This window comes from Bacillus sp. M5A3_1b (assembly GCF_053345335.1).
The window spans coordinates 103,980-125,098 of sequence record NZ_JBKEZY010000009.1 but is presented as its reverse complement, the minus strand read 5'-3'; the positions used below and the strand labels follow the sequence as shown (position 1 = coordinate 125,098).

Annotated in this window: 20 protein-coding genes; 18 read left to right on the top strand and 2 right to left on the bottom strand. The window is 36.3% G+C overall.

Annotated features, from left to right (window positions below; translation table 11 throughout):
• Positions 1-75: 75 nt before the first annotated feature.
• The 11 genes from hutH to ACLBWW_RS22415 all read left to right on the top strand — a co-directional run bounded on the left by hutH (position 76) and on the right by ACLBWW_RS22415 (position 13,928).
• Positions 76-1,593 (top strand): histidine ammonia-lyase, encoded by a 1,518-nt coding sequence (gene hutH, locus ACLBWW_RS22465; protein WP_000631835.1) that lies wholly within the window; start codon positions 76-78, stop codon positions 1,591-1,593.
• 23 nt (positions 1,594-1,616) lie between these two features.
• Positions 1,617-3,275 (top strand): urocanate hydratase, encoded by a 1,659-nt coding sequence (gene hutU, locus ACLBWW_RS22460; protein WP_000416700.1) that lies wholly within the window; start codon positions 1,617-1,619, stop codon positions 3,273-3,275.
• A gap of 12 nt (positions 3,276-3,287) precedes the next feature.
• Positions 3,288-4,559, top strand: coding sequence for an imidazolonepropionase (hutI, locus tag ACLBWW_RS22455; protein ID WP_048544131.1), 1,272 nt, complete (start codon positions 3,288-3,290; stop codon positions 4,557-4,559).
• Complete coding sequence (hutG, locus tag ACLBWW_RS22450) at positions 4,538-5,509, top strand: formimidoylglutamase (protein WP_048544129.1); 972 nt, start codon at positions 4,538-4,540, stop codon at positions 5,507-5,509. The genes hutI and hutG overlap by 22 nt, the downstream gene beginning before the upstream one ends.
• Before the next feature lie 281 nt (positions 5,510-5,790).
• Positions 5,791-6,252 carry a CarD family transcriptional regulator gene (locus ACLBWW_RS22445; protein ID WP_170771247.1) on the top strand — a complete coding sequence of 154 codons (462 nt, stop codon included), beginning with the start codon at positions 5,791-5,793 and terminating at the stop codon, positions 6,250-6,252.
• A 594-nt stretch (positions 6,253-6,846) separates the two neighbouring features.
• Positions 6,847-7,974: an alkene reductase gene (locus ACLBWW_RS22440; RefSeq protein WP_048544128.1), complete on the top strand. Its 1,128-nt coding sequence runs from the start codon at positions 6,847-6,849 to the stop codon at positions 7,972-7,974.
• Between the two features lie 67 nt (positions 7,975-8,041).
• On the top strand, positions 8,042-9,616 hold the full coding sequence (locus ACLBWW_RS22435) for an FMN-binding glutamate synthase family protein (RefSeq protein ID WP_048544127.1): 1,575 nt from the start codon (positions 8,042-8,044) through the stop codon (positions 9,614-9,616).
• Positions 9,617-9,728: 112 nt separating this feature from the next.
• The gene (locus tag ACLBWW_RS22430; protein ID WP_447614249.1) at positions 9,729-10,217 is read left to right on the top strand and encodes a CcdC protein domain-containing protein; all 489 of its coding nucleotides are present in this window, start codon (positions 9,729-9,731) and stop codon (positions 10,215-10,217) included.
• A gap of 300 nt (positions 10,218-10,517) precedes the next feature.
• Positions 10,518-11,996, top strand: coding sequence for a sodium/proline symporter PutP (gene putP / locus ACLBWW_RS22425; RefSeq protein WP_048544125.1), 1,479 nt, complete (start codon positions 10,518-10,520; stop codon positions 11,994-11,996).
• Positions 11,997-12,337: 341 nt separating this feature from the next.
• Positions 12,338-13,282 (top strand): ring-cleaving dioxygenase, encoded by a 945-nt coding sequence (locus tag ACLBWW_RS22420; RefSeq protein ID WP_098124395.1) that lies wholly within the window; start codon positions 12,338-12,340, stop codon positions 13,280-13,282.
• A 19-nt stretch (positions 13,283-13,301) separates the two neighbouring features.
• Positions 13,302-13,928 carry an alpha/beta hydrolase gene (locus ACLBWW_RS22415; RefSeq protein ID WP_098221510.1) on the top strand — a complete coding sequence of 209 codons (627 nt, stop codon included), beginning with the start codon at positions 13,302-13,304 and terminating at the stop codon, positions 13,926-13,928.
• A gap of 26 nt (positions 13,929-13,954) precedes the next feature.
• Here the strand turns inward: ACLBWW_RS22415 and ACLBWW_RS22410 are convergent, their stop codons facing one another.
• Entirely contained in the window at positions 13,955-15,487 is a 1,533-nt protein-coding gene (locus tag ACLBWW_RS22410) for a BA3702 family sensor histidine kinase (RefSeq protein WP_048544121.1), read from the bottom strand.
• A gap of 236 nt (positions 15,488-15,723) precedes the next feature.
• Here ACLBWW_RS22410 and ACLBWW_RS22405 point away from each other — a divergent pair, with 236 nt between their 5' ends.
• A complete protein-coding gene (locus ACLBWW_RS22405) occupies positions 15,724-16,095 on the top strand; it encodes a VOC family protein (RefSeq protein ID WP_048544119.1) in 372 nt (123 codons plus the stop codon).
• Between the two features lie 20 nt (positions 16,096-16,115).
• On the opposite strand, the gene ACLBWW_RS22400 is transcribed toward ACLBWW_RS22405, so the two are convergent.
• On the bottom strand, positions 16,116-16,925 hold the full coding sequence (locus ACLBWW_RS22400) for a YitT family protein (protein ID WP_048544117.1): 810 nt from the start codon (positions 16,923-16,925) through the stop codon (positions 16,116-16,118).
• A 144-nt stretch (positions 16,926-17,069) separates the two neighbouring features.
• Here ACLBWW_RS22400 and ACLBWW_RS22395 point away from each other — a divergent pair, with 144 nt between their 5' ends.
• From ACLBWW_RS22395 to ureC, 6 genes are all read left to right on the top strand, one after another.
• Positions 17,070-17,873, top strand: coding sequence for a protein phosphatase 2C domain-containing protein (locus ACLBWW_RS22395; protein WP_048544115.1), 804 nt, complete (start codon positions 17,070-17,072; stop codon positions 17,871-17,873).
• A gap of 15 nt (positions 17,874-17,888) precedes the next feature.
• Positions 17,889-18,341, top strand: a complete 453-nt coding sequence (locus ACLBWW_RS22390) for a peptidoglycan recognition protein family protein (protein ID WP_048544113.1) — start codon at positions 17,889-17,891, stop codon at positions 18,339-18,341.
• A gap of 17 nt (positions 18,342-18,358) precedes the next feature.
• Positions 18,359-18,610, top strand: a complete 252-nt coding sequence (locus ACLBWW_RS22385; protein ID WP_041184504.1) for a DUF2164 domain-containing protein — start codon at positions 18,359-18,361, stop codon at positions 18,608-18,610.
• A 135-nt stretch (positions 18,611-18,745) separates the two neighbouring features.
• Entirely contained in the window at positions 18,746-19,048 is a 303-nt protein-coding gene (locus tag ACLBWW_RS22380) for an urease subunit gamma (RefSeq protein ID WP_001241328.1), read from the top strand.
• Positions 19,049-19,062: 14 nt separating this feature from the next.
• The gene (locus ACLBWW_RS22375) at positions 19,063-19,392 is read left to right on the top strand and encodes an urease subunit beta (RefSeq protein ID WP_048544111.1); all 330 of its coding nucleotides are present in this window, start codon (positions 19,063-19,065) and stop codon (positions 19,390-19,392) included.
• A 1-nt stretch (position 19,393) separates the two neighbouring features.
• A complete protein-coding gene (gene ureC / locus ACLBWW_RS22370; RefSeq protein ID WP_048544109.1) occupies positions 19,394-21,106 on the top strand; it encodes an urease subunit alpha in 1,713 nt (570 codons plus the stop codon).
• Positions 21,107-21,119 lie beyond the last annotated feature (13 nt).

The following is a 21,119-nucleotide window of genomic DNA, read 5'->3' as shown; positions in this document are numbered from 1 at the left end:
GGGCCTTACTTTTTGGGACAGAAGTCTGTCTTAAAAAGATAAGGTCCCCTTTTGCCTTTTTAAGGAGGAAAAAGAATGATTACGTTAACAGGACACACATTGACAATTGAAGAAATGAAGAGGTTGTTACTTGAAGGGGAAGGTGTAACAGCTTGTCCAAATAGTATGCAAAAGGTGGCGGAGTGCCGCGAAGTTGTTGAGAAAATTGTGGAGGACGGAAAAGTCGTTTACGGTATTACAACTGGATTTGGAAAGTTCAGTGATGTGCTTATTCAAAAAGATGATGTAAAGGCACTTCAACACAATTTAATTCAGTCACATGCATGCGGTATAGGTGATCCATTCCCTGAAGAAGTATCACGCGGTATGTTAATTTTACGAGCGAACACGATGCTTAAAGGAGTATCTGGTGTTAGACCACTTGTTGTAAATATGCTTCTTGAGTTTGTAAATCGTAAAATTCACCCAGTCGTTCCGCAACAAGGGTCACTTGGTGCGAGTGGCGATTTAGCACCTTTATCTCATCTTGCGCTTGTATTATTAGGCGAAGGTGAAGTGTTCTATAAGGGGAAACGCGTTCATGCGATGGTTGCTCTTACAGAAGAAGGTCTTGAACCGATTGAACTTGAAGCGAAAGAAGGGCTTGCATTAATTAATGGTACGCAGGCGATGACAGCGCAAGGAGTTCTTTCTTATATAGAAGCAGAAGCAATGGCGTATCAAGCTGAATTCATTGCTTCGATGACAATTGAAGGATTACAAGGCATTATTGATGCATTTGATGAAAATGTTCATAAAGCACGTGGTTATAAAGAGCAAGTGGAAGTAGCGAGCAGAATTCGTGACATCCTTCATGATAGTAAATTAACAACAAAACAAGGAGAACTACGAGTACAGGATGCATATTCACTTCGTTGTATCCCGCAAGTACACGGTGCTTCTTGGCAAGTTTTAAATTATGTGAAAGAAAAATTAGAAATTGAAATGAATGCAGCAACGGACAATCCACTAATCTTTGATGGCGGAGAAAAAGTAATTTCGGGTGGTAATTTCCATGGTCAACCGATTGCGTTTGCGATGGACTTCTTAAAAGTAGGAATGGCGGAACTTGCAAATATTTCAGAGCGTCGTATCGAGCGTTTAGTAAATCCGCAATTAAATGATTTACCTCCATTTTTAAGTCCAGAACCAGGACTTCAGTCTGGTGCAATGATTATGCAATACGCTGCAGCGTCACTTGTTTCTGAAAATAAAACGTTAGCACATCCAGCGAGTGTTGATTCAATTCCGTCATCAGCTAACCAAGAAGATCACGTAAGTATGGGAACAATCGCTTCACGCCATGCACATCAAATTATTCAAAATGTAAGACGTGTTCTTTCAATTGAGATGATTTGTGCGATGCAAGCAGCAGAATATCGCGGTATTGAAAACATGAGTACAGTGACGAAGAGCTTCTACCATCAAGGCCGTCAACAAGTACCTTCTATTACAAATGATCGCATATTCTCAACGGATATTGAAAATATTACGCACTGGTTAAAAACGAATTATTCGATAAAAGAAAGATTAGATGTAAACGCAGCACTATAAAATGAGAAAAGGGAGAGATTGAAATGGAAAAAGTTAAACAAACAATTCGCGCGCCAAGAGGTACTGAATTACAAACGAAAGGGTGGGTTCAAGAAGCTGCACTTCGTATGTTAATGAACAATTTAGATCCTGAAGTTGCTGAAAAACCAGAAGAATTAGTTGTATATGGCGGAATTGGCCGTGCAGCTCGTAACTGGGAAAGCTACCATGCGATTGTAGATTCATTAAAAACGTTAGAAAGCGATGAAACATTACTTGTTCAATCAGGAAAACCAGTTGCAATCTTTAAATCGCATGAAGATGCACCTCGCGTTCTTTTAGCGAACTCAAACTTAGTACCAAAATGGGCTAACTGGGATCACTTCCGTGAACTAGAGAAAAAAGGTCTTATGATGTACGGACAAATGACAGCAGGTAGCTGGATTTACATTGGAACACAAGGTATTTTACAAGGAACATATGAAACGTTTGGCGAAGCGGCACGTCAACATTTCGATGGTTCATTAAAAGGTACATTAACACTTACTGCTGGCTTAGGTGGTATGGGTGGTGCACAACCTCTTGCTGTAACGATGAACGGCGGTGTTGTCATTGCTATTGATGTTGATAAGCGCAGCATCGATCGTCGTATTGAAAAGAGATACTGTGATATGTATACAGAATCATTAGAAGAAGCATTAACGGTTGCGAACGAGTATAAAGAGAAGAAAGAACCAATTTCAATTGGTTTATTAGGAAATGCGGCAGAGATTTTACCAGAACTAGTGAAGCGCAATATTACGCCAGATTTAGTTACGGATCAAACATCTGCTCATGATCCATTAAACGGTTATATTCCAGTAGGTTTCACATTAGAAGAAGCAGCGAAACTTCGTGAAGAAGATCCAGAACGTTACGTACAATTATCAAAAGAAAGCATGACAAAACATGTAGAAGCAATGCTTGCTATGCAAGAAAAAGGCGCAATTACATTTGATTACGGAAATAACATTCGCCAAGTTGCTTTCGATGAAGGTTTGAAAAATGCATTCGATTTCCCAGGATTCGTTCCAGCATTTATCCGTCCATTATTCTGCGAAGGAAAAGGACCATTCCGCTGGGTAGCACTTTCTGGTGATCCAGAAGATATTTATAAAACAGACGAAGTAATATTACGTGAGTTTGCGGATAATGAGCATTTATGTAACTGGATTCGTATGGCTCGTCAGCAAGTTGAGTTCCAAGGCCTTCCATCTCGTATTTGTTGGTTAGGTTACGGTGAGCGCGCGAAATTTGGTCGCATTATTAATGAAATGGTGGCAAATGGTGAATTATCAGCACCAATCGTTATCGGTCGTGACCATTTAGATTGCGGATCAGTAGCATCTCCAAACCGTGAAACAGAAGCGATGAAAGACGGTAGTGATGCAGTAGCAGACTGGCCAATTTTAAATGCATTAATTAATAGTGTAAACGGTGCGAGTTGGGTATCTGTTCACCACGGTGGTGGCGTTGGTATGGGTTATTCACTTCACGCTGGAATGGTTATCGTTGCAGATGGAACAGAAGCAGCAGCAAAACGTATTGAGCGCGTATTAACTTCTGACCCTGGTATGGGTGTTGTTCGTCATGTTGATGCAGGATATGACTTAGCTGTAGAAACTGCGAAAGAAAAAGGCGTTAACATTCCGATGATGAAATAAGGAGGAGAAAACATGCTGGACACTTTACTAATAAATATCGGTCAATTACTAACAATGGATCAAGAAGATGGCTTGTTAAGACGGGAAGCGATGAACACGCTTCCTGTTATCGAAAATGGTGTGGTTGGAATTGAAAACGGCGTAATTACTTTCGTTGGAACAGTGGAAGAAGCTAAAGGATTACAAGCGAAAGAAGTTATTGATTGCGGCGGAAAAATGGTTTCTCCTGGTCTTGTTGATCCGCATACTCACCTTGTATTTGGTGGATCTCGTGAAAATGAAATCGCATTAAAATTACAAGGAGTTCCGTACTTAGAAATTTTAGAACAAGGCGGAGGTATTCTTTCAACTGTAAATGCAACGAAAAAGGCGTCGAAAGAAGAACTTGTTCAAAAAGCGAAATTCCATTTAGACCGTATGCTATCTTTCGGAGTTACAACTGTAGAAGCGAAGAGTGGTTACGGATTAGATGATGAGACGGAATGGAAACAATTAGAGGCAACTGCACAATTACAAAAAGAGCACTCGATTGATTTAGTTTCCACATTTTTAGGTGCTCATGCAGTTCCGAAAGAGTATAAAGGTAGATCTAAAGAATTTTTACAATGGATGTTAGACTTACTACCAGAAATGAAAGAGAAGCAATTAGCTGAATTCGTTGATATTTTCTGTGAAACAGGTGTGTTCTCTGTTGAAGAGTCAAAAGAGTTTTTATTAAAAGCGAAAGAGCTTGGGTTTGATGTGAAAATTCATGCAGATGAAATTGACCCTCTTGGTGGCGCGGAAGCAGCGGCTGAAATTGGTGCAGCATCAGCGGACCATTTAGTTGGCGCTTCTGATAAAGGAATTGAAATGCTTGCAAATTCTAATACAGTAGCGACTTTATTACCAGGAACAACTTTCTATTTAAATAAAGAAAGCTTTGCTCGTGGACGTAAAATGATTGATGAAGGTGTTGCAGTTGCTTTGGCTACAGACTTTAACCCAGGTAGTTGTCCAACTGAGAACATTCAGCTTATTATGAGCATTGCAATGCTCAAGCTGAAAATGACACCAGAAGAAGTTTGGAATGCAGTAACAGTTAACTCTTCTTACGCAATTAATCGTGGTGATGTAGCTGGGAAAATTAGAGTTGGTCGCAAGGCAGATTTAGTTCTATGGGATGCTTACAATTATGCTTACGTACCGTATCATTACGGCGTAAGTCATGTAAATACAGTATGGAAGAATGGTAATATTGCATATACAAGAGGTGAACAATCGTGGAGCACGGCCACTATTTAAAGAAAAATGCAAAGTTTATCGATCGTGAAGTAACGAAATGGAGTGAGATGATTAAAGATTGGGAGGAAGACGTAGAAATATTCGGTGCAGCCTTAATTGGTGCACCCCTTTCTAAACCATCTATTAGTCATTCAGGGGCATGTTTTGCACCGAAAACTATTCGTGCGATGTTAGATGCATATAGCACGTACGCAATTACAGAAGAACACGATATGAAAGAAAGTGTTCTTCATGATTGCGGTGATATTACGATGCATGTGACAGATATAAAAGAAAGTCATAACCGGATTGCGAAAACAGTTGGTCATGTAACGAAAGTAAATCCGAACATGATACCAATCGTTCTGGGTGGTGACCATTCGATTAGTTTTCCGAGTATAACAGGGTTTGCAAATAGTAAAGGGAAGGTCGGTGTTATTCAATTTGATGCCCATCATGATTTACGTAATTTAGATGATGGTGGCCCATCAAATGGTACACCGTTCCGTAGTTTGCTAGAAAATGATGTCATTACAGGAAAACAACTCGTTCAAATCGGAATTCGTAATTTTTCAAATGCACGAGCGTACCATGAATATGCAAAAGAACATGGCGTGACAGTGTATACAATGAAAGATGTACGAGAGCGACAAATCAAAGATATCATCACAGAAAGTATTGAAGTATTAAGAAAGCAAGGCGTGACTTCTATTTACATTTCTCTTGATATGGATGTACTAGATCAAGCATTTGCACCAGGTTGTCCAGCAATTGGTCCTGGCGGTATGGATAGTACGACTTTACTTGATGCGATTGAATTTCTTGGTAAAGAACCGCTCGTTCAAGGGATGGATATAGTAGAAATTGATCCAACCCTTGATTTCAGAGATATGACGAGTCGAGTAGCTGCGCAAGTGATTATGAGTTTTCTTTTAGCGAGAGAGACAGTCCGTAAGCAGGTTAGTATATAGGCGTGAAATTAATAGGGAATGTTTAACGATTCCGTATAAAAAACACATTACTACTTATATGTAGTAATGTGTTTTTATGTAAAAAGAGAAGGTGAAATTAGAATGTATATATGTGCGGAAAAGTTAATAAGATTGCGGGTTTTTAATGATATTTGACGAAATTATTTTCTTAGTTCGAAAGGATTGACATTAAAAATAATTTTATGATAAAATAAAAATTTTGCTAAAAAATTGATTGTGTGTTAAGATTGAGAAGGTTACCATATATGGAGGTGGATTATTTGTTTCAAATTGGCGATAACATTGTTTATCCAATGCAGGGAGCAGGTATAATTAAAGCCATAGAAGAGAAGGAAATCACAGGAGAAAAACAACAATATTATGTTATAAAAATGTCGGGTAGTAATATGGAAGTAATGATTCCGGCAGGGAGAATATTGAGCTCAAATATACGACCAGTCACGGATATAACGGCAATAGCACACATATTGGATATTTTTCAACATGGAGAATCTGATAGATTACTTACGTGGAAACAAAGGTATAAATTGAACACTGATAAAATAAAGACGGGTAAAATACAAGAAGGTGCTGAAGTTGTACGTGATTTATTACGTATGCAGAAAGAAAAAGCACTTAATGCAAGCGAAAAGAAAATGTTAGATAACGCACACGAATTTTTGATTAGTGAACTGGGATTAATTGAAGGTATCACAGAAAGTCAAATAAAAAGCTTTTGTTAAGATTCATTACAAATAATGTATTAGATCCCAAAAAAGGTTTTGAATTTTTTGGGAACATAATTATAGAGAATTAATCATTTCAAAGACATTCAATTCTTTCAAACCACTTTTAGAGCATTAACCTCTTTTGTTATTACTACAATCAAATCCATTTTTATTTTTTAAATTCTTTACGAATATTCGAAGTTTAATTAAACACTTCGATAGAATAGTTACTTGATTTTTGCAATCCTGATTCACACTGGCACGGACGAGGAGCCGTAAGGATGAAAGAGAGGTAGGGCTTTCATTGTTTTAGGTTTATAAGTTATTATTTTTAGAAGAATACTGAACCATTCTCACTTCTATTGTTAAAGTTTTTTATATGTGAAGAGATTATAATTGTTTATTTTCTTTATATAAAAGAGATAAACGTGTTGTCATCCATATACGGTAAACTAAAAAAGGTTTCCTTCCTAGGAAACCTTTTTTTTATTTGTATCATTCTGTTTTTTTGATATGCGAATGTTTGATGGTAAAGGCGAATAAATTGACGTTACTATCTAAAAGTAAGTATGATGCGATTATAGTAAGAATTTTTTAGGGGGAAGAAAAATGACAAGTTCAAATAATAAAGCAGCAAGTATTTATGAAGGAACAAATATAAATGATTGGGGTTCTTTTGAAAATATTGAAGAAACGAAGTTATTTGACTCGATTCAAATTGGATCTTGGTCGCTTCGTAATCGCATAGCAATGGCACCGATGACGAGATGTTTCGCAAATCATGAAACAGGAATCGTTGGTACTGATGTAGTCGAGTACTATAGAAAACGTGCAGCTGATGGAGTTGGCTTAATTATTACAGAGGGAATCGTCATTAGCCCAAGAGCAAAAGGGAATCCGGGAGTGCCAGGAATTTATACGCAAGAACAAATCGATTCGTGGAAGCCTGTTACAGAGGCAGTACATAAAGAAGGCGGAACGATTATTGCTCAAATATGGCATGTTGGCCGTATGAGTCATCACGAGATAATTGGTGGGCAAATGCCACAAGCACCGTCTGCTATCGCTGCAGAGGGAAATGTTCCGCGTTTTCGTAAACCGTTCGACACGCCAGAAGCAATGACGTTAGAAGAAATACAAGAGGTAATTGGTCAATACGCACAAGCTGCGAAAAACGCGATCGAAGCTGGATTTGATGGAGTAGAAATTCATGGGGCACACGGATATTTAATCGATCAATTTACTTATGAGTTCGCAAATAAGCGTACTGATAAATACGGCGGAGATTTAAAGCAAAGGCTAACGTTTATGAAAGAAGTAACGGAGGCTGTAATAGAAGCTGTTGGGGCTGATAAAACACTTCTTCGTTTCTCTGCTTTCAAAGGTGATAATCCAACTTATATGTGGGAAAACCCTGAGCTTGCAATTGAAACGTTTGTAAATATGTTCAAAGAAGTTGGATTAACGATGATTCACCCTTCAACAATGAATTATACGGCAGTCATTGCTGACGGAAAGAATTTTCATCAATTAGTAAGAAAATATTGGGATGGTACGATCGTAGGAGTAGGGAATTTAAATCCGAAAGAAGCTGAAGAAGCGTTGCGAGAAGGAACGATTGATGTAGCGGCATTCGGAAGACCTTTAATTGCTAATCCAGATTTTGTTCATCGAATTAAAAATGCTGAAAGTTTAGTTGAATATGATGCGAAAGAGCATCTTGCTACATTAATTTGAATAAAGATAAAAGGAGAACACATCAGGTGTTCTCCTTTTATTATGGATTTTCATAGGAGGAAGCGGGATGAGTGAAACGCTACTCGTTATTATTAGTATATTGCTCTTATTGATGTTACTATTAATCATTTTTTTTATTATTACATTTTTTATTAAAAAACGGACGCATCATTCTATATTAAAGTTACATCCATACTTAGGAAGGATGCGTTATTTACTTGAAAAGATAGGGCCGGAATTTAGGCAATATTGGTTTGATCATGATACGGATGGAAAGCCCTTTTCACGTTATGATTTTCAAAGTGTAATGTTTCTAGCAAAATACCGTTCAGAAATACTCGGTTTTGGATCAAAACGAGATTTTGATGCATCTGGATATTATATCGCTAATACATTATTTCCTAAATTAACAGATGAATTAAGTGTGAATGTAACGCAAGAACGTGAAGGGAAAAAGTATGTGATTCATAAAGAAGGGTTATTTTCACGAAGAGAAAAATTGACAGCGGATACAACGAATCTTTGGTTATATGAAGAAGATGATGCAATTATCGTCGGTGAAAACCGCAAATATCCGTGGAAGCTACATGGCATGTTTGGGGCATCTGCGACTTCTTACGGTGCGATTGGCGAAAATTATATTTTAGCGAGCGGGTTTGGTGCGAAGATGGCTGGCGGATCGTGGATTAATACTGGTGAAGGTGGCGTTATTCCAGAACATTTACATACAGGTGCAAATATCGTTGCGCAAATTGGTCCAGGATTATTTGGATATCGTGACGAGGATGGTAATTTTTCAATGGAGAAATTTATGGAGAAAGCAAAAGAAAGCAATATTAAAGCATTCGAATTGAAATTTGGGCAAGGTGCGAAAATACGTGGTGGTCATCTAGAGGGACAAAAAGTAAATGAGAAAATTGCTTCTGTTCGGAATGTGCGAGAAGGAGAAACGATTAATTCACCGAATCGATTTCCATTTTTAAAGAATGCAGTAGATACACTTTATTTTATTCAACGTTTGCAAGAAAACGGCGGTAAACCAGTTGGGATGAAGATTGTAATTGGACAGCAAGAGCCGTTGGAAGATTTATTCAAATCGATGAAAGAGTTAAACATCTATCCAGATTTCATTACAGTTGATGGTTCAGAAGGTGGATCAGGTGCAACGTATAAATCGATGGCAGATAGTATGGGGATGCCGCTTATTCCAGCGTTACTGACATGTATTGATACAGCGAATCATTATGATGTTCGGGACAAATTCAAAGTTTTTGCCTCGGGGAAATTAATTACACCAGATAAAGTGGCAATTGCTTTAGCTATTGGCGCAGATGCTGTAAATTCAGCCCGCGGTTTTATGATGGCAAGTGGCTGCATAATGGCGCTTCAATGTAATTCTGGGCAATGTCCGTCTGGTGTGGCGACGACGAATCCTCATTATCAAAAAGCGTTAGATCCGTATGAGAAGAAGTGGCGGGTCATGAACTATATAATAAGTATGAGATATAGTTTGTTTTCACTTGCGGCAGCAGCGGGAGTAAAGAGTCCGCGTCATTTAACGAGAGAGCATATTGTGTTTAAAGATGAGATGGGAAGAGTAGTTCCTCTTTCGGAATTGTTTCCTATAGTAAATCAAACCTAAAAGTATATTTAATATGTAAGATTTTTCAGAGGAATAATCATATCGTTTGGAAAAATTAGGAGTATAATAGGGGAGTATTTTTAAAAATGACTATTTTTAGGGAGAGATTCACTTGCAGCATGGTTCATACAGTATTACAATTTTTTTACTCGTCATAGGGCTCGTTATATTTAGGCGTATGCGTTCTATGAATCGCCCAATTAAAAATAAAGGAAGACGACTACTATTGCCATTATTCTTTTTATTACCAGGTTTTTCTTTATATGCTACACCGATACAACTTGCTGTTTGGCAAATTGGTATAGCTGCTGGAATTGGACTGTTATTATCAATTCCACTTATTATTTTAAGTGGATATGAAATCAGAGAAGATGGTCATATTTATGCAAAAAAAAGTATCGCTTTTATTGCTACATTTTTAGTTATCGTTCTTTTACGTGCTTATTTTAGAAGACATTTGCAAGGTTTAGATCCAAAGTCAATCCGTATTCTTTTTTACACTCTTGCAGTTTGTTATATAGTACCTTGGCGCATTGGTTGCTATATGAAATTTCGTAAAGTATATGTAGAGAAAGAGAAAATTGCAATGCCAATAAGTTAAAAGTCATACATTCGTATGGCTTTTTTCTTTTAAAATTTGTCTGATAAGTGAATGAAAATAAGGTGTGAAAAAAACGGTATTTTATTTTTTGAATATTTTTACTTTAATTTATTTTAAAACCGGGGTAATCCACTGGGATAAAGGCATTTATAAAGGTTTTCACATGTAGTGAAAAGGGCTTGTTCACTTGAAAGAACAAAAAATGTTTGTTAAGGTAGGGAACCATAAGCGAAAACAAGAAAATAGAAAAAGTCATTTTTCGAAATTTTGAATGGCTTATGTAACTAAGGGAGAGATTTGGTGAAGATTGAGATTATGGTTTCGCTTGCTATTTATATGGCAGGTATGTTGTATATCGGTTATTGGTCTTATAAGAAGACATCCGATTTATCAGATTATATGTTAGGCGGAAGGGGACTCGGTCCAGCAGTTACAGCTTTATCAGCTGGTGCTTCTGACATGAGTGGTTGGATGCTAATGGGATTACCTGGTGCGATGTATGCAACAGGATTATCTAGTGTATGGATTGCGATAGGGTTATTAATAGGTGCTTATGCAAACTATTTAATTCTTGCCCCGCGTTTGCGAACGTATACAGAAGTGGCAAATGATTCAATTACGATTCCAGACTTTTTAGAGAATCGATTTAAAGATCGTACGAAAATACTTCGTTTTGTCTCCGCTATCGTCATTTTAGTATTTTTCACATTTTATGCGTCGGCTGGTTTAGTATCAGGTGGGCGCTTGTTTGAAAACTCTTTCAACCTTGATTACAAAATTGGTTTATTTGTAACTGTCGGTGTCGTAGTTGCTTATACACTATTCGGTGGCTTTTTAGCAGTAAGTTGGACCGACTTTGTGCAAGGATGTATTATGTTTATTGCGCTTGTATTAGTACCAATTGTTGCTTTTACAGATGTGGGCGGTGTAACAGAAACATTCAATACGATTAAGCAAGTTGATGCATCGCGTTTAGATATGTTTAAAGGGACTACAATTCTTGGTATTATTTCATTTTTAGCATGGGGTCTTGGGTATTTTGGGCAACCGCATATTATTGTTCGCTTTATGGCAATTACCTCTATTAAAGATTTAAAAACTTCTCGTAGAATCGGTATCGGTTGGATGACGATTTCAATTATAGGTGCAATGCTTACTGGTCTAATTGGTATTGCTTATTACGCTAAAAATAATGAGACATTACAAGACCCAGAAATGGTCTTTGTAACATTCTCAAATATTTTATTCCATCCGTACATTACTGGGTTTTTACTATCAGCTATTTTGGCTTCGATTATGAGTAGTATTTCCTCGCAATTACTTGTTATTTCAAGTGCAGTAACGGAAGATTTCTATAAAACATTTTTCCGTCGGGACGCTAGTGATAAAGAACTTGTATTTATCGGTAGACTGTCAGTATTAGTAGTAGCTATGATTGCAGTTGTTTTAGCATATCATCCAAGTGATACAATTTTAACACTTGTCGGTTATGCTTGGGCAGGATTTGGTTCAGCATTCGGACCCGCTATTTTATTAAGTTTATATTGGAAGAGAACGAACAAATGGGGCGTTCTTGCTGGGATGATTGTAGGTGCAGTAGTTGTTATTACTTGGGTACAAATTCCAAGTTTAAAAGCCACTATGTATGAAATGGTACCTGGATTCTTCTGTAGCTTATTAGCTGTTATTGTTGTAAGTTTATTAACGAAAGAACCAGTGAAAGCAATTCATCGTGAATTTAATGAGATGGAAGCAGTGTTGGAAGAGGAAACGAAATAACTAGCGAAGAGAGTAAATGATAACTAGCATTTACTCTCTTTTGATTTAAAATGAAAATAAGTAACTTGTTGACAACTAAAAGTAAGTAACTTATAATAAATCTTAAGTTCGAGATAATTTATTTCCGAATAAAGATTTCAGATGGAGTAAATATTTTTTTGGAATTATCTCGAATTCGAGATTAATTCGGTGATATAGAAGATAATGCGTAATTTCACAGCTTATATCTCGAATTAAAGATAAAATCATAACGATGGATTTTACTTTGCAGTATGGACAAAATGAATGATGAATTTTAATGTATACAAGTTTTTAAAATGAAATAAAAAGGGGCGGAGAAAATGGAAAAGAAAACAATGGGAATTCATCACATTACAGCAATCGTAGGACACCCACAAGAAAATGTAGATTTTTATGCTGGTGTGTTAGGTTTACGTTTAGTGAAACAAACAGTGAATTTTGATGATCCAGGCACGTACCATCTTTATTTTGGTAATGAAGGAGGAAATCCTGGAACAATTATTACGTTTTTCCCATGGGCAGGTGCTCGTCAAGGAATTATTGGTGACGGTCAAGTAGGCATTACGTCTTATGTCGTACCAAAGGGTGCAATGGAGTTTTGGGAAAATAGATTAGAAAAATTCGATATTTCGTATACAAAAATGACTCGATTTGGAGAGCAGTATTTAGAATTTGATGATCCGCATGGTTTGCATATAGAATTAGTAGAAAGAGAAGAAGGCGAATTAAATAATTGGACTTTTGGAGAAGTTACGCCAAAAGTAGCAATTAAAGGATTTGGCGGTGCTGTTCTATTATCTGCACAACCTCAAAAAACAGCTGAATTGTTAGAGCATGTTATGGGTCTTGAGAAAATTGGAGAAGAAGGTGAATTCGTTCGATTCCGTTCTTCTGCTGATATTGGGAATATTATCGACTTGAGGCTATCGACAATCGGGCGTGGCCAAATGGGTGTTGGTACAGTCCACCATATTGCTTGGAGAGCGACTAACGATGCGGATCAACTCGACTGGAAAGAGCATGTGTCTCGTTTTGGATATCACGTAACTCCTGTACAAGATCGAAATTATTTTAACGCAATTTATTTTAGAGAACACGGGGAAATTTTATTTGAAATTGCAACAGACCCTCCTGGTTTCGCTCATGATGAATCGTTAGAGACGATGGGTGAGGAATTAAAGTTACCGGGGCAATATGAACCACATAGAAAACAAATTGAACAAACACTTTTACCATTTGAAGTGAGAAATTTAGACGAAAAGTGATTGAAAGGGGAAAAGGATTATGATGAAACATATTTTTCAAAAAGGAAAAGATACGTCAAAACCAGTGTTGTTATTACTTCATGGTACAGGAGGTAATGAATTAGATTTATTACCACTTGCAGAAATAATTGATCGGGAAGCATCTGTATTAAGTGTTAGGGGGAATGTATTAGAAAATGGCATGCCACGTTTCTTCCGCCGATTGGAAGAAGGCATTTTTGATGAAGAGGATTTAATTTTCCGTACGAAGGAATTAAATGAATTTTTAGATGAAGCTGCAAAAACATATGAATTTGATAGAAATAACATTGTAGCTATCGGTTATTCAAATGGAGCAAACATTGCTGCAAGCTTATTATTCCATTACGAAAATGCATTAAAAGGTGCTGTGCTTCATCACCCAATGGTGCCTAGAAGAGGAACACAATTGCCTAATTTAGCAGGGAAATTCGTGTTTATCGCTGCTGGGACAAATGACCCGATTTGTTCATCAGGAGAGTCAGAGGAATTAAAGGTACTATTAGAAAATGCAAACGCTAATGTAACAATACATTGGGAAAATAGAGGGCATCAATTAACAATGAGTGAAGTAGAAAAAGCAAAAGAATGGTATGACAAAGCATTTAAAAAAAGAAGCATCTGCTAACAACTAGTAGATGCTTCTTTTTTTATTTACGACTGAATCGCAAGATGAGACGAAGAAAGTGGTAGCTGAATATCAACGATCGTACCTTTATTTAATTCGCTTGAAATGTGTAATTTACCATGATGTTCTTCAATTATTTTGTAACACATCATTAATCCTAGTCCTGTTCCCTTTTCTTTTAAACTATAAAATGGTTCACCTAGACGAGAGATACGATCTTCTGGGATACCGCAACCTTCATCGATAATTCGTATTAAAATGAAGGTATCATCTAATGGTTTTGTTTGGATGTAAATATTTCCGCCATTTGGCATCGCTTCTATCGCATTTTTTAATATATTTATAAAAACTTGTTTTAATTGGTTACCATCACATTGAATATCATGCTTGTAATCAAAATGATCCATAATAATATGAACACTATGCATAATAGCAGTTGGTAAAATAAATGTAACTACCTCTTCAATTAAAGTGTGTATGTTACAAGTTTGGATAGATAGTACTTGTGGTTTAGACATCGCCATAAATTGACTTGTGATAGATTCCATCTGTGAAATCTCACTTAACATAACATCGATATACCATTTCTGCTCCTCATTTATTTCAGGGAGTAGCAATGTTAGAAAACCTTTTAGAGAAGTGAGTGGATTTCGAATTTCATGTGCAATTCCAGCTGTCAGTTGTCCGACTACTGCGAGTTTTTCTGATTTTCGTAATAACTTTTCCGTTTCTTTTAGCTCGGTAACATCTCTTCCCATTACGATAAGACCTTTACGGGAGCCATCAGAATGATAAAGTGGAACTTTCGATATACTTAAGATTAGATCGAAATCATCTCTATGAATAATAAATTCCTCGCCATGAAGAATTTGTCTTTGTTGCCATGCTAGTTCGTCGACTTCTTCACAATGTAAAAAAGCCTCTCGGTACGCTTCGTTATATTGAACGAGTTCACTATCTTTTTTCCCGTGGTAAGGTACATGATGGAAATTGAAACAAGAAAGTGCGTAGTCATTTGCCTCAAGCCAGCGCCCTTCATGATCCTTAAATATAACAAACGCAGGCATGGAGTTCACTAATGTACGTAACCTCTTCTCACTTTCTTTTAGCATATTCTCAATTCTTTCTGATTTTTCAAGAGGCTTCATAATAGTATATACGCCAGTTAGACGATTTTGGACAAAAATAGGAACTAGTTTTGTCACGACGTCTAATAAGAATCCACTTTTATGATAAATAGATAAGATATACTCTTGTTGATTATCTGCTTCAGTATTCTTTATATTTTGTAATACTTGCTCAGAAATATGAGCTTCTAAAATAGAGGTAATATTTTTCTGTTCTAATTCTAAAGAATTGTAACCTAATATTCTTTCGGCAGAAGGATTTATATGTAGTATAACTCCCTCTAAATTTAATGAAATAATACTATCAGGATTGTGTTCGAACAGAGATGCGTACATTTCTGTTAATGAACGATCTTGTATATGGTTTCGCAAACGTCTAGAAATGTTCGGATGACGTTTTCTTTGAGTTGATGAATATTTTTTACGACTCATAATAGTTCCTCCGTACAAATAGCATCTAAAAAGATTTGTCTATTCATAACTATAATATAGATGTAATGTGTATTTCTATAAAAAATGGAAGTTATATAATAAATTTTGTTTTCTTTATTTTTTGCAAAGTGAGTACAAGGTGGTAATAAGGGGAGCTTATATTGTTTTATAACTCTTTTGTAAGTTACAAAAGTAGGTTTTCTTTATAACATTAGGGTAGAAGAGGGGGAAAGAAAATGAGACATTATATTCAAGGTATCGATCATGTACAAGTAGCTGCGCCTGTAGGATGTGAAGAAGAAGCACGAGCGTTTTATGGTGGAAAAATAGGTATGGAGGAAATACCGAAGCCGGAGGAATTAAAGAAGCGTGGTGGGTGCTGGTTTAAGTGTGGAAATCAAGAGATTCATATTGGAGTTGAGCAAAACTTCACCCCAGCTAAAAAGGCGCATCCAGCTTTTTATGTTTTAAAAATTGATGAATTTAAACAAGAATTAATCAAACAAGGTATTGAAGTAATAGATGATCATGCACGGCTAGATGTAATTAGGTTTTATGTGTCAGATCCGTTCGGAAATCGAATTGAATTTATGGAAAATAAAAACTAGGTGGGAATCCACCTAGTTTTTTAACCTTTTCTAAACAATCCTAATACTTCAACCGTTTCGGTAATGTTAACGAATGCATGAGGGTCAATTTCGGAAATTGTTAATTTCATACTTGTTAATTCTTCACGAGAAACGACGGTCATAAGTACACGTTTTTTTTCGCTGGAATAAGCACCTTCGCCATCAAGTAATGTAATTCCACGTACAACAGTTGAAAGGAGTTGTTTTTTCATTTTTTCTGCTTCATTTGTTACAATCATAAGTGTAACCTTTCGATGTTTCGTATGAATAGCATCGATCACTTTACCAGTTACATAAATTGAAAGTAAGCTTGTAAGAGCAACATCCCAAGTGAAGAAGAATCCTGCAATTATTACAACGACTGCATTTAAAATAATAAGGAATCCACCAAGTTTAATGTCTCTTTTTCGAGACAATAGCATACCGATAATATCAAATCCACCAGTTGATCCATTACAGTTAAAAACAAGGCCGATACCAGCTCCGGCAATGACACCACCAAAGATAGATGATAAAAGTGGGTCTGTTGCTACGACTTTTACTGGAACGTAGTATAATGCAACAGATAATACAATAACAGAGATAACAGTGTTAAAAATCACTTTTTTTCCAAGACCTATGTAACCTAAAATAAGGATAGGTAAGTTTAATACAAAGTTAATAATACCCGTGTTTACAGGGGTTACAATCCCTAAAATAATAGCAATTCCGCCAATTCCACTACTTAAAATTTTGTGGGGGATAAGGAAAAGATTAAATGCAATCGCAATAATAATAGAACCGATAATAACACCAAGAAATCTGACCATCTCTTTCCCGTCCTTCACTAAAAAATTCACATTATTTCAAGATTATATATGATATTAAAAGTTTTGGGTAAAAACAGTTTATTTCGGAAAATTAGATTAATCAAAATATTTCGAGTGTTTTTTCATTTGAAAGGGGATACAGATATGAGGATAAAAACGTATCAACAGAAAAGCCCGTTGAAGCAAGAATGTGAGGATTCTTATTTTTGTAATGAAGAAAAAAAGATGTATGGTGTATGTGATGGTGCAACACCGCTCGTCCCGTTTCGTGATGAAAAGGGACATAATGGAGCATACATCGCTTCGCATTTATTTGCAAGTTATTTTGCTTCATTACGTGAAAATCATAGTTTGCAAGTTGCCGTTGCAAAAGCAAATGAAGCATTGCAAAGCAAAATGTTAGAGTATGAAGTAGATACGAGAAAGAAAGAGCATTTGTGGTGTACATGTATTGCGGCAGTTCAAATAGATGGTGAGAAAATTGAATACGCACAGTTAGGGGACTGTATGATTGTCGCAATACTTCAAAATGGAACGATGCAAGTATTAACGCAAGACACGGTTGAAGGAATTAGTAAACGAGCAAAAAAGAAGAGAGAAGAAGATCGTAAAAAAGGGTTATCTGTACCAGAAGAACATGTTTTTCAAGATGTGCGAGAACAGTTAAAATATAATCGTTATCTTGCAAATATGCAGGGCGGGTATTCCGTTGCAAATGGAATGAAAGAAGCGATACATTATTTACAACATGGTGAACTACATATAGATGAAGCGAGCGGGATTTTTATTTGTTCAGACGGAGTATTCCACCCAGATTGGCCACTTGAACAAACTGTTGCATATATAAGAAAGAATAGTATAAGTGAATATGTAGCAATTATTGAAGAGCTAGAAGGGGAAAAGAGAATAAGACCAGATGATAAAACAATTATGATCATTGATTTTTAAGGGGAGGATGTTCGAATGGAAATTAAATATGTTAATTTAACATTTCAAGATGAATTAGTTCCTTTAGAGAAAGTTAATAAACTGATTATCCACCATACATCCGAAGATGGATGGGATGTGTATAAAACACATGAATTTCATCAAAAAGTAAGAGGGTGGAGCGGGATCGGTTACAATTATTTTATTGAAGAAGATGGAACTGTAGTCGAAGGGCGAGGTTTACATATTGGAGCACATGCGAAAGATAATAATAGGGATACAGTTGGAATATGTATGACGGGTAATTTTGATAAATATGATCCAACTAACGCACAAATGAATGCATTATATTTTTTATGTAAAATGTTTATGAAGCAGTTTGCTATAAAGAAAGAAAATATACTCGGTCATAGGGAGCTAGAGGGCGTTACAAAAAGTTGTCCTGGAAAGCGTTTTTCTATGGTAGAGTTAAGAAACGGACTAACTTAAATATAGAGGAGTAACAAATGATGATGAATATAAAAATACCAAATGATAAAAAAGAAGAGCTTGTGGCACAAATTCAGCAATTTTTCGTTGAAGAAGATTTAGATGAAATTGGACGTTTCCAAGCAGAGCGATTAATAGAAGAAATGATTAAATTAGTAGGACCGTTTGCATACAATCAAGCAATTGGAGATGCTAGAAAGCTTGTAATAGAGAAACTATCTAATATTGAAGAAGATTTGTATGTGTTAGAGAAGAATGAAGGGAAGTAAAAAGAGCCGATGGGCTCTTTTTTTATTTGATTGATAGCAAAAAAACATGGAGAAAACACGGAAAGGACATTGGAAGTACACTATTTATTTTTAGAATATTCTTAGTTTTAAAACACTTCAGGAAGGAAGAATGTAATGAGATTAACGCCAAGAGAAATTGATAAACTGCTAGTAGTTGTTGCGGCTGATTTAGCTTATCGACGAAAGGAGAGGGGGCTTAAGTTAAACTATCCAGAAAGTATCGCTATTATTACGTATGAAATTTTGGAAGGAGCAAGAGATGGTAAAAATGTAGCGGAATTAATGGAGCTTGGAAAAACCATTTTAAGTGCTGAAGATGTTATGGATGGTATTGCAGACATGATATCAGATATTCAAGTTGAGGCAACTTTTCCTGATGGAACAAAATTAGTAACTATTCATCAACCAATTCATTAAAGGAAGTGAATGAGATGATTCCAGGGCAATATATCCTTGCGAAAGAAGACATAGTATGTAATGAAAATAAAAAAGTAACGGAAGTTAAGGTGTTAAATCAGGGAGATAGACCGATTCAAATTGGATCTCATTACCACTTTTATGAAGTGAATGAGGCGTTAAAGTTCAATCGTAGTGTAGCAATTGGACAACATTTAAATATTCCAGCGGGTACAGCGGTAAGATTCGAGCCTGGGGATGAAAAAACGATTGAATTAGTTCCATACTCAGGGAAGCAAGAAGTATATGGATTTAAAAATAAAGTGGATGGCGATATTCAATCTTACAAAAAAAGAGGGAGATAGCATGAGTTTTAAGATGTCACGTAAACAATATGCTGATTTATATGGTCCAACTACAGGAGATTCTATTCGTTTAGCGGATACACAATTATTCGCACATATTGATCGAAATTACACCGTATATGGTGATGAAGCTGTCTTTGGTGGAGGAAAATCAATTAGGGATGGTATGGGACAAAATTCGCAACTTACAAGGGAACAGGGTGTTGTGGATGTTGTTATTACCAATGCAATTATTATTGATTATACAGGAGTATATAAAGCAGATATTGGTATAAAAGATGGAAAGATTTCAGCAATTGGTAAGAGTGGTAATCCTTCAGTTATGGATAATATTGATATCATCATTGGAACATCAACGGAAGTAATTTCTGGTGAGCGAAAAATCGTTACAGCTGGAGGTATTGATACACACGTGCACTTCATATCCCCACAACAAATTGATACAGCATTAGCTTCAGGTATAACAACTTTAATTGGTGGGGGAACGGGACCAGCAGAGGGTACTAAGGCAACTACAATAACGCCTGGATCTTGGAATTTAAGAAAGATGCTAGAAGCAGCAGAAGCTTTCCCTATAAATCTTGGATTTTTAGGGAAAGGAAATAGCTCAAGTTTACCTGCCCTGGAAGAACAAATATTTGCAGGAGCTATCGGATTAAAGATCCATGAAGATTGGGGAGCGACTTCTTCAGCGATTAATCACTCGTTACAGATTGCTGATAAATATGATATTCAAGTCGCTATTCATACGGATACGTTAAATGAATGTGGTTTTGTGGAAGAAACGATAAAAGCTATTGATAATCGTGTTATTCATACGTACCACACTGAAGGAGCTGGAGGTGGGCATGCACCAGATATTATAAAGATTGCTGCACTGAATAATATTTTACCTTCTTCAACGAACCCGACCTTACCATATACAGTGAATACGCTGGATGAACATTTAGATATGCTTATGGTATGTCATCATTTAAAAGCGAATATTCCGGAAGATGTAATGTTTGCAGATTCAAGGATTCGAAAAGAAACAATCGCGGCAGAGGATATTTTGCAAGATTTAGGGGTTTTCAGCATGATTAGCTCTGACTCACAGGCGATGGGAAGGGTTGGAGAGGTTATTATTCGCAATTGGCAAACGGCCGATAAAATGAAAAAGCAGATTGGTAGTTTAGAGGGAGATAAAGAATATAACGATAATAATAGAATTCAACGTTATATAGCTAAGTATACAATTAATCCAGCTATTACACATGGGATTTCAGAATATGTTGGCTCTATTGAAGTAGGAAAGTATGCAGACCTTGTAATATGGGATCCCCAATTTTTCGGTGTTAAGCCAGATATGGTTTTGAAAAACGGGATGGTAGTGATGGCATTAATGGGAGACGAGAATGCTTCGATCCCTACACCACAACCATATTATGAAAAAAAGATGTTTGGTGCATATGGAAAAGCAGTACAGTCAAGTTCGATTACATTTGTATCCAAAGCAGCTTACGAGAATAATATTAAAGAAAAATTAGGTTTAAATAAAGTTGTATTACCTGTTAAAAATACGAGAGAGATTTCTAAGCAAGATATGAAGCTGAATAATGCAACACCAGAAATGGAAGTAGATCCGCAGACATATGAAGTTAAAGTTGATGGACAAGTTATTACGTGTGAAGCAGTAGATGTATTACCTATGGCTCAAAGATATTTTTTATTTTGATATAACGGGGGAG